Annotated in this window: 4 protein-coding genes; 3 read left to right on the top strand and 1 reads right to left on the bottom strand. The window is 66.7% G+C overall.

Features of this window, described 5'->3' with window-relative positions; all coding sequences use genetic code 11:
• Positions 1-335 precede the first annotated feature (335 nt).
• From FUT88_RS23135 to FUT88_RS26950, 3 genes are read left to right on the top strand one after another with little or no spacing between them, the layout of a single operon-like run.
• A complete protein-coding gene (locus tag FUT88_RS23135; protein ID WP_261797272.1) occupies positions 336-1,448 on the top strand; it encodes a hypothetical protein in 1,113 nt (370 codons plus the stop codon).
• The gene (locus FUT88_RS23130; RefSeq protein WP_261797271.1) at positions 1,445-2,341 is read left to right on the top strand and encodes a DUF2993 domain-containing protein; all 897 of its coding nucleotides are present in this window, start codon (positions 1,445-1,447) and stop codon (positions 2,339-2,341) included. The genes FUT88_RS23135 and FUT88_RS23130 overlap by 4 nt, the downstream gene beginning before the upstream one ends.
• Positions 2,342-2,343: 2 nt before the next feature.
• The gene (locus FUT88_RS26950) at positions 2,344-2,517 is read left to right on the top strand and encodes a hypothetical protein (RefSeq protein ID WP_261797270.1); all 174 of its coding nucleotides are present in this window, start codon (positions 2,344-2,346) and stop codon (positions 2,515-2,517) included.
• 16 nt (positions 2,518-2,533) lie between these two features.
• Here the strand turns inward: FUT88_RS26950 and FUT88_RS23125 are convergent, their stop codons facing one another.
• Positions 2,534-2,947 carry a surface-adhesin E family protein gene (locus FUT88_RS23125; protein ID WP_147218727.1) on the bottom strand — a complete coding sequence of 138 codons (414 nt, stop codon included), beginning with the start codon at positions 2,945-2,947 and terminating at the stop codon, positions 2,534-2,536.
• Positions 2,948-3,090: the final 143 nt, after the last annotated feature.

The following is a 3,090-nucleotide window of genomic DNA, read 5'->3' as shown; positions in this document are numbered from 1 at the left end:
TTCTCACGACGAGGAGACCGTCGATGTGGGACTTGATGTTGCGTCGGCTGCGCCGCTGGCAGTCTGTGGATGCTGTTGGGGCGTCCCCTGTTTCGTCCCCTGCCGGGGCCGACCTACTTTCTTTGTCTTGCCAAAGAAAGGTAGGCAAAGAAAGGCGCGCCCGAGATGGCGAATTCCCCTTGAATTTATGTCGCAGAGAGGGGAAGGGAAAAACTCGCTGCGCTCAGACAGCTTCCCTTCCTTTTTCCTCTCTGCAACAGAAATCCAAGGCGCCATCTAGGGCCGGGTACGGCCAAAACATCGGTGCGCGGGCGCGGGCTCCATGGCTTCGGGCTGTGGGCGCGCTGGCGGCGGCACTGCTGCTGCAGAGTTGCGCAACCGCCGGCGACGGGCACGGCGCCATCGAAGCCGACAAAGCCAAACAGCTTGAAGACGCGCGAGCCCAGGCGCGCGCGCCGTTCCAGTCGGGCAATCTCGCCACGCGCGAGGTGCGGCCCGCCACGCTGCGCGATTCGGGCCAGCCCGATGCGATCTCGTATCTGCGTCATGTCGATTTTCGTTTCGACGGCGGCGTGGGCTTTCTGGTCGATCAGCTGGCGCTGCGCATGGTGCCGCGTGCACAGGGCGACCCCATGTGGCTCGACGATGTGTCGTCGTACACGCTGCAGCCGGTGAGCGGTTCGGTGCGCGTCACGGCCGAGAGCATGGCCGCGCTGTTCAATACCGTGGTGTTTGCGCGCGGGCCGGGCCAGGATCCGCCGCTGCGCGGCTTCAGCTTCGCGCTCGACGACGGCACGCTGGACATGCGCGCCGAGATGCGCCGGCGCGGCGCGTGGGTGCCGATCGAACTGCGCGGCCCGCTGGTGCTGCGCGATCCGCAGACCATCGTGTTTCGCCCCAACGTGGTCAAGGTGCGCGGGCAGGACGCCAGCGCGCTGATGGGCGCCGCGCATATCGAACTGGCCGATCTGCTGCCGGTATCGACGCCCGCTGTGCAATTGGGTGGCAGCGAGATCGTCATGCAGGTGCCCAAACTGTTTCCGCCACCCGCGCTGGATCTGAAGCTCTCCGCCATTCGCGTCACGCGCGACGGGCTGCTCATGCAGATCGGCGATGGTAATCCGCAGATGCCGCCGCTGGCCAACGCCGCCGACGCGCAGCGCCCGTACATCCTCTTTCGCGGTGGCGACATCCGCTTCATGCGCTCGATGCCGATGAACGCGCGCATCGATATCGTCGTCGCCGATCCGGCCAAGCCGTTCGTCTTCAACCTGTACCGCTATCGGGATCAGCTCGTGGCGGGGTCGCTGCGCTTCTCGCCCGATGGCGGCATTCGCGTGCTGATGCCGTCGTTCGACACCCTCGCCGCCGCCAAGGCCGCCAAGGCAACTGCGGTTGCCAAGACGAGCAAGCCTGCCCTGCAACTCGCCAAGAGGACCGCGCCATGATCGCCCCCGCCTTCGCTTTCGCCGCTGTGATGTTGCGCCTGGCGTTGGTCGCGCTCGGCCTGACCGGCCTCCTGGCCAGCGCGCTTGCCCGCGCCGCCGAGCCACCGATGGCCAGCGCGCAACGCAAAGAGCTGATCTCCGTGCGCCAGCAATGGACGCAGCGCTGCGATCCCTCGTCCGGCGCGCCCAATGCCAGCGGCCCGGCTGCGGCGCGCGATTCCGGCACCGCGCCGCCCGTCGTGCAAATGCGCGATGTGGACTTCCGCATCACCGGCGACATCGGCTTCCACGTGCACCAACTGACCGCGCAGCTCGTGGCGCACAAGCCGGGGCAGCCCGTCGACATGGACGATCCGGGCCAGTTCGACATCCGCATCCTGGGCGGCGAAGTGACGGTGCCCAAGGAGTCGCTCGACGCGCTGTTCAACCAGTATCTGCTCGACTATTCGCCGCGCTCGCTCAACGCGCTGTCGCTCACACCCGGCGACGGTGTGCTCGACGTGTCGGGCGGGCTCAAGCTGCGGAATCATTTTCCGGGCGTGTGGCTGCCGTTCGGCATGCGCGGCACGTTGGCACTCAAGGAATCGCGCTACCTTGTCTACACGCCCACCGAGGCACGCGTGATGGGCATCCAGACGCTCGCACTGCTCAAGGGGATGGGCCTGGAGCTGTCGCAGCTTGCGCCGCTCAACCGCACTGGCGCCAAGCTCGACGGCAATGACATGGTGCTGGACCAATACACGGTGTTCCCGCCACCGCGCCTGATCGGTCAGATGAAGACGCGCGTGTCACGCCCGACGGGCTGGTGCTCGGCTTCGGCCCCGCGCCCGCCATGTGCGCGCCTGCGCCAACCGACGCCGCCAGCCGCATCTGGATCCAGTCCGGCGACCTGAAGATGTACAACGTGCTGGTGACCAACAGCCGCATTCTCGTGACCGATACATCCACGCGCGGGCCGCTGCGCTTCGATCTGTACCACTACCGGGAGGCCGCTGCGCGCGGCACCACGCGCATGGATGCGGACGGCACGCTGCGCGTCGATCTCGCGCCGGCGGCGGCCGTCCAGTAACACCGGCGTCAGCGCACTACTTTTGGCAGACGGCGTGCAGGATCGCCTCGCCCTCTGAGCGCGGCACGACGGCCTCCCAGCGCGGGCCGTCGATGGTCTTGGTCAGCACCGTGCCGTGCTGGCTATCCTGGATCAGCGCACTGACCGGCAGGATGCGGCCCTCCTTGCAGTCGTAGACGGATGTGCGGGTGTCGTATTGATACGCCCTGCCGTCTGAAAGCTTGCGCGGCGCGTCATAGGCGTCGCGCGTTGTGGCGCGCACGGTGCCGTCCTTGTTGCGCTCGATGGAATCCTTGTCCAGATAGAGCGAGCCCGCGTTGTCGGCCAGCGGGGCGAGCTTGACCCAGTTGTCGGCCGCCATGGCCGCCGAGCCACCCATTGCCAGCGCCGCAGCCACCCAGTAGATCAGCGTCGTTCGTTCCATTCGCATCGCAACCTCCGTTTGCCTCATTGCACAGACGTATGCGGGGCGACGCGGTATCGCTGCATCGTTCTCCGCACATTCGAACTAGGCGTAGCAAACCGCATGCCCCACGCGTGACGCTGCTGCGGCAGGCAACAAAAAAGCCCGCA

Origin of the sequence: Ralstonia sp. TCR112 (genome assembly GCF_007997035.1) — a bacterium.
Lineage (GTDB): Bacteria > Pseudomonadota > Gammaproteobacteria > Burkholderiales > Burkholderiaceae > Ralstonia > Ralstonia edaphi.
Note: the sequence above shows the minus strand (reverse complement) of the source record. Positions and strands in the feature narration are given on the sequence as shown.